6 protein-coding genes and 2 pseudogenes are annotated in these 5,964 nt (G+C 59.3%); 1 reads left to right on the top strand and 7 read right to left on the bottom strand.

Going from position 1 to position 5,964, the window contains the following annotated elements; all coding sequences use genetic code 11:
- The 6 genes and pseudogenes from JOY90_RS28270 to JOY90_RS28245 form a co-directional block, all read right to left on the bottom strand.
- A partial coding sequence (locus tag JOY90_RS28270; RefSeq protein WP_291694389.1) for a zinc-dependent alcohol dehydrogenase family protein occupies nt 1-703 on the bottom strand: 703 nt, incomplete at its 3' end.
- A 242-nt stretch (nt 704-945) separates the two neighbouring features.
- Nucleotides 946-1,185 carry a DUF2798 domain-containing protein gene (locus JOY90_RS28265; protein ID WP_291694388.1) on the bottom strand — a complete coding sequence of 80 codons (240 nt, stop codon included), beginning with the start codon at nt 1,183-1,185 and terminating at the stop codon, nt 946-948.
- A gap of 225 nt (nt 1,186-1,410) precedes the next feature.
- A pseudogene (locus tag JOY90_RS28260) lies at nt 1,411-1,748 on the bottom strand (cyanase); the annotation flags it as partial.
- A gap of 92 nt (nt 1,749-1,840) precedes the next feature.
- Nucleotides 1,841-2,569 carry an isochorismatase family protein gene (locus tag JOY90_RS28255; protein WP_291694387.1) on the bottom strand — a complete coding sequence of 243 codons (729 nt, stop codon included), beginning with the start codon at nt 2,567-2,569 and terminating at the stop codon, nt 1,841-1,843.
- A gap of 111 nt (nt 2,570-2,680) precedes the next feature.
- The gene (locus tag JOY90_RS28250) at nt 2,681-3,271 is read right to left on the bottom strand and encodes a TetR/AcrR family transcriptional regulator (protein WP_291694386.1); all 591 of its coding nucleotides are present in this window, start codon (nt 3,269-3,271) and stop codon (nt 2,681-2,683) included.
- Nucleotides 3,272-3,408: 137 nt separating this feature from the next.
- Nucleotides 3,409-4,797 (bottom strand): annotated as a pseudogene (locus tag JOY90_RS28245) (amidase).
- A 58-nt stretch (nt 4,798-4,855) separates the two neighbouring features.
- Between JOY90_RS28245 and JOY90_RS28240 the strand changes: the two are divergent.
- On the top strand, nt 4,856-5,245 hold the full coding sequence (locus JOY90_RS28240; RefSeq protein WP_291694385.1) for a LysR family substrate-binding domain-containing protein: 390 nt from the start codon (nt 4,856-4,858) through the stop codon (nt 5,243-5,245).
- A 104-nt stretch (nt 5,246-5,349) separates the two neighbouring features.
- On the opposite strand, the gene JOY90_RS28235 is transcribed toward JOY90_RS28240, so the two are convergent.
- A partial coding sequence (locus JOY90_RS28235) for a glutathione binding-like protein (protein WP_291694384.1) occupies nt 5,350-5,964 on the bottom strand: 615 nt, incomplete at its 5' end.

The raw sequence follows: 5,964 nt of genomic DNA, 5'->3' as shown, positions 1-5,964 counted from the left end.
CCATGGTGGCATTGGCTGCCAGCGTCATCGCAAGCGAAAAGCCGGCGTCTCCCGCAAGCGCATCCAGCCCCAGACGGATGGGCGCTTTTCCCGTTGCTTCTGCGACGCGTGCTGCGAGATCGCGTCCTTCCATCAACACGATCTCATGAGCCTCGCCCTTCAGTTGTTCGACTAGAGATTCCCGGCGGACGACGCTGATCAGACGAAGGCCCCATTCACGGGAAAAGGCGGATATCGCGCGCCCGACTCCCGAGTTGCCGGCATTTTGGATGATCCAATCGCCCGGCGACAACTTCACATAGGATTTCAACATTAGAGCCGCAGTAGGAGGATTGATGGCGAGCATGCTGAGCTGCTTCGGGTCAGCATCCGGAGCGACGAAGAGTTCCTTGGCGGGCGCAAGCACAAACTCCTGCCAGGCGGGCTTTCCCATCGGGAGCAAAACACGATCGCCCAACGAAACATTTTGAACGTTATCTCCGACCGCGATCACCCGCCCGACGCCCTCGCTTCCAGCCGGCGCCGGCAGTTTCGGTCGCACGCCATAGAGACCCCTGATCTGAAGCAGATCGGCCGGATCGATCGGCGAATATTCGACCTGTATCAGCGCCTCCTCGGGCCCTACCGGGCCAGGTTCTGGCGATTCCACAAGCTTTGCGACTTCAACCGGGCTGCCGAAGGAGGAGATTTGTACAGCGCGCATAGATTCTGTCCCCTTTGCTCGATGAACTGTCCTCAAAATGGATGATTGCCAGATCGCTGATGCATCCTGAGGCAGGGAACGGGTCAGTCCCGCTTTCCATGTTATATGACGATCATCATTCGATTGCAAATGTGTTAGCCCTCACTCTGCTCGCCGACAGCGAGCGCGCGCATTAGGATCTCCGAGGTCTTGGCTTCGCCTAACGGTGGACACCTGGAGGCCCTGATGGAATCGCATTCCATTCAGTGGCGAGGCTTATCTCTGGTAAGAGCCAAAGCCAGGGATCTGATCGCTGGTGCGGCAAGAACAACCACCGGCAGCATGGCAGCCCACGAAATCAGCCAGGAGGCGAGCCAATTCCAAAGGAAATGGCCGGTCGCCAAGAATGGGAAGCTCGCAATGCCTGCAGCAACAAGAGAGGTCAGTCCAGACTGTATGACCCCAAAGACGAAATGGCTGTAGCGGCGCGGAATGGCAAACATCGATCCTTCCATGCCTTAGGTACCTCGCGAACACGTTCGATCATCAGCGAGATTGAGACGGATGAGACGATGCCCAAACGGATGTCTTTGAGCCTTACGGTCGCGTTGTAAGCAAGCACCTCGCACGAAGCTGCTCGCTCACTCTCCGACTGACGTTCGGATATTTGAGCTCGAATGCGAGCCGCTTGCCTCCATCGGCGACCGGCCGGAATGCTCTACATGCTCGATGCCGTCGCCGAACTCCTCTCGATCAGAGCCTTCCGGGCCGGACCATTGATCATCACGAGTTCATACAGACGATAGATGAGCGGATCGCGAGGTGGCATCGTGGTCCCATCGCCGCGCATCGGAATTTCATGGAGCATTCGTGCTTCGGTAGCGGACAAATCAAAGAGCTCGGCGGCATTTTCTGCCTGCGGTTTGGTCAATTTCATCTGCCCCAGCAGCGCTCCGACAATGAGGACTTCCGAATGCCCTCCGATTTTTTCGCAGATGAATTTCCAGGACCAGCCTTTCTCGCGCTTGATGTCGAGCAGCTTTTCGGTGAGATCGGTACTCTTCATGGGTTTTTCCGTGGGTTGCCTTTGCGGCGGCGACGGCCGAATCTCTGGCCGTCGCCGCGTCTTCGGGCGCATGGAGGATGCTGTAGGTCTCTTTATGCTGCTCGGCTTCTGGCCGACGACAGGTGTTGGACGGCTTCGTCGGTGGTCCAGAGAGCGTGGGCAAGGAATCGAAAATTGATCAGGGCAGCCAAGTAGCCATCCCCTTCGGGGATTCGCGGTCCGGCTGTTGCGTCTTTGACGACGACAACTTCAAACCCCTGTTCGACCAGTTCGCGCAGATGGCCCTCAATGCACAAATTTGCGGCCATGCCTGCCAGAACGACTTGAGAAGCGTTGGCTTTGCGCAATTGAAGAACCAGATCGTTCGTTTCTGGGCCATAGACCTTGTGCGGCGAAGCAATGATGGTCTTTCCATCCAGAATGTACTGCTTGTATGCCGGCAAGAAGTCGGCACCGGACCCTTCAAAGTCGGCTAGCGTGACTGAGCCCTTGCGGTCGAACATCTTGATGTTGTGCATATGCTTTTCGAGCGGGCCTGCGAACTTCCAGCCGTGATCGCAGGGGTAATAGTAGTGCGGCGAAATCGCGACGGGCATCTGCGCTTCCTTGGCAACTTTGAACAGACGTCCGACGTTCGCGACGGTGTCGTTCTCGGTAATACTGGGGCCGAAAACACCCCAGCTAACTCCCTCCGGACTAAGGAAATCGATCTGCGGGTCCACGACAACCAGCGCTGAGCGGGCCACGTCGAATCTGAAATCAGCCTTTGGCAGCGCCGGATTTACCGGCTCTGCGTAGATGCCACCTGACTTTGCGGTCATCGACCACTCCCATTTAAATAGACGACTGGTCACTTATTATCGAATGGCGATCCATCCAGCAAGAGCATTCGTTAGGCAATGGATGATTAGAATTCCGCCGTGGGTTCGACCTCAAGCAAGCAGGCGCAGCAGGACAACCGTTTCAAACCGCTTATACGCGGCGCCGGTTCGTTCGATCTTGGCGCGCATAACCGCGCCCTCCCATGCGTCGACAAGGGCTGCAGCTATCTCCTGAACATCTGCCTTGCGGTCTAGATCACCGGCCGCTTGCGCCTGTCTCAGGCAATCAGAGAGCAACGAGGCCCAATGCCTCAGGATTTGGCGCAGCTTGGCTCGTGCATCCTCGCCGGCATCCGCCATCTCGAGGCCGAGGTTTCCGATAAGACATCCAAGAGCGAACTTCTGCTGCTTGTGGTCCTGCCCGATGGAACGAAAGTGTCGGGCGATACGATCAAGAGGAGCGTACCTCTCGTCATGCAAAATTTGCGTATGTCTGGCCTCTATCGCGGACCAATACTCATCCATCAATTCGATCGCATAGGACTGCTTGTTCTCGAAATACTGATAAAAGGATCCCTTTGGAACTCCGGCCGAGCCGGTAATGTCGGCCACACCGGAGCCAGCAAAACCCTGTTTGCCTACCAGTGTAATGCCGCTCTCAATTAATCGTCTTCGAACTTCGGGATTGGACGGTCTTGGCATGACAGATGAATGACCAATCGGTCGGATATGTCAATTCCCGAATTGCTCAGTTTCGGTCCCCGCGTCATGCGAGCCGCCGTATCGCGCGTACCAACAGGCTATCGAGGTCGCTTCGCGCGGCCCCCTCTGTTACAGAGTCAGAGCGATGGATGAGGATTGCGAACGGCACTGAAAGACTCAAGCAGCCGCGCGAGCTGCAATATGGTCGACTCGGCGAACCAACGCGATGCCAGTTGCACGCCGATCGGCAGCCCGCCCCGACTCGTTCCGAAACGCAGGGATATCGCGGGAAGACCGGTCAGGTTGAACGGCACCGTCGCCCTCAGCATGCTGCGGCCGGAGATCGTCTCGCCGTTCACCACTAGTTCGGTCAGGCCGTGAGGCGGCGCCGGGAATGGCGTCACGGGACAGAGCACCGCGTCATATCTTTCGAAGAAAGCCGCAAAGGCGTCTTTCAATTTCTCGACCGACTGCTCGGCTGCGACGTAGCCGTCTACCGCCGTATCCGGCGACCGCAGGATCGCGGGAATGATCTTGAACAGTTCGGCTTCGCGGCCGGCCGCCAATTGCTTGAAAATCGGCTTGGTCTCGAGGATGTGCAGCTTCGAATACAGGTCGAGCGAGTTGTATGTCTCCAGCTCCGGGATGACCACCTCTTCAACTTCGCAGCCGGCCTCGTTCAGCGCTTTCGCCGCGGAGGCGACGGTCGCGGCTGCGTCAGGATCGACAGGTCCGTAGCCAGGCCCGACCAGCCATCCGACGCGCAATGTCCGGTCGGAGTTTTCGCCTATGCCCGTATCGATGTCGATCGGGCTGGTGGCATACCCGTCGCGGCCATCTGGACCCGCAAGGATCGAATAGGCCAACGCAATGTCTCGGACGGAACGAGCCATGGGACCGACATGCCAGAGACGACGAGGCGCCCGCGGCCAGTGGCCCGTCACCGGGATGCGCCCATGAGTAGCCTGTAGCCCGACGATTCCGGTATGAGCAGCCGGCCCTCGCACCGAAATGGCGACATCGCTTCCGAGACCGAGGGGAGACATTCCTGCGGCTATCGCCGCGGACTCGCCCCCGCTCGAACCACAAGGAGTGTGGTTGAGATTCCACGGATTGTTCGTCCGGCCGGTCAACCGATTGTCGGTTTCCGTGGCATAGGAGAATTCGGGCAGGTTTGTTTTCGCGAGAAGGATACCTCCGGCTGACTTCAGCCGCGCCACGGCCGTGGCGTCTTCTTCGGGAATCCGCCCCTTGAAGAGAAGGGAGCCTCGCTAGGTCGGTACGCCAGCCGTGTCCAAGGCGTCCTTGACGGTGAACGGCACGCCATGCAGCGGACCCAACCGGTCTCCCGCGGTAACCGCGGCTTCGGCGCGCTTCGCCTCCAACGCCTTGTCGGCCACCAGCGTGACGATTGCGTTGAGCTTCGGATTCAATTCGTCAATGCGGCGCAGATGATCGCGCACGATCTCGACCGGCGAAATCTGCTTAGTTCGGACGAGTGCAGCCAGCTCAGTCGCGTCCTTCATCATGTCAGAACTCCTATCATCGTCCGCCCGCCGCTGGCGGCCGCCTCGATCCTCAGCCGTGCATACGCACGGACTGGCGGAGCGCCGCGCGGTTGGTCATCTTCGCGAATTGTCGGAGGAAGCGTTCATCTCCTACTCACGTGGCGAATCCACCGGCATCAATTTTGCCGTAGCGAACGCATGCCGTGTCGCCGGATTCTCCCCCAAGATCGTTCACGAAGCGACCCAAATCCAGACGGCGATCAGTCTGGTCGCCGCCGGGATGGGTGTCGCGCTGGTTCCTTCCTTGCACTCCCGGGTGAAGAACCGGAAGGTCCGTTTTTTGGCTCTTCAAGGTCGCTCTCCGTCGCTCGATATTGGTCTCGCGATCGTCTACAATGCGACCAGCGAGACCGAGATAGGCAAGACGTTCCGGGATTTCTGCCTGCAACTCTTGGAGAAGGCGTGATCCTCGCGCGCTCGGACACTACCGTTCGCAGCGCGAGGCATCTTCGCTAAGGGAGGCGCAGCGCATCCGGAGGCGGCGCGGCGCCGATCCACACGGTGCGCTCTTCAATAACCCATCCGCTTGAGATCTTCGGCCACGAAGTTCTGACCGCTCCGGTTCTTGACCGAAGGCAAGTCGGCCACGCGTTCCTGCCACTGTTTGAGCGGGGTCGCGTCCGCAGGAGCCAGGCCCAGCGCTTGCGCGAAATTCAGCCCGGCCAGCAGGGTGATGTCGGCCATGGAGAAAGCATCGCCTGCCACATAGGGCTGACGGCCAAGGACTTCGTTGAAATATTTGAGGCCTTCCTTGGCCTTTTCGCCCTGGCGCTGGCCCATCTCGGTCCTGCCCGCCCATTCCGGGCTCTTGAAGGCCTGTAACGCGGCGCCCAGCCCCGGCGTGGCGTGGTGGAAGAACTCGCCGACCGGATCCAGCACGAGGGCCTCGGCTCGCCGCTGCATCATATGGATCAGCGCCTTCTCGCGCGGCGTCCGGCCGGTCAGCGTCGGCTTGCCGTCGAGATTGTCGAGATATTCGGTGATGGCGGTGCACTCCGAGATCAGGGTGCCGTCGTCGAGTTCGAGCACCGGCAGGACGCCGGACGGATTTTTCGCGAGAAACGCCGGCTGCTTGTGCTCGGCGGCGATCAGGTCGACGGGAACGAACTCGACCTTATCGCCCAG

The organism is Bradyrhizobium sp., from assembly GCF_019242285.1.
In the GTDB taxonomy this organism is placed as follows: domain Bacteria; phylum Pseudomonadota; class Alphaproteobacteria; order Rhizobiales; family Xanthobacteraceae; genus Bradyrhizobium.
This window is presented reverse-complemented; position numbering and strand designations above follow the sequence as displayed.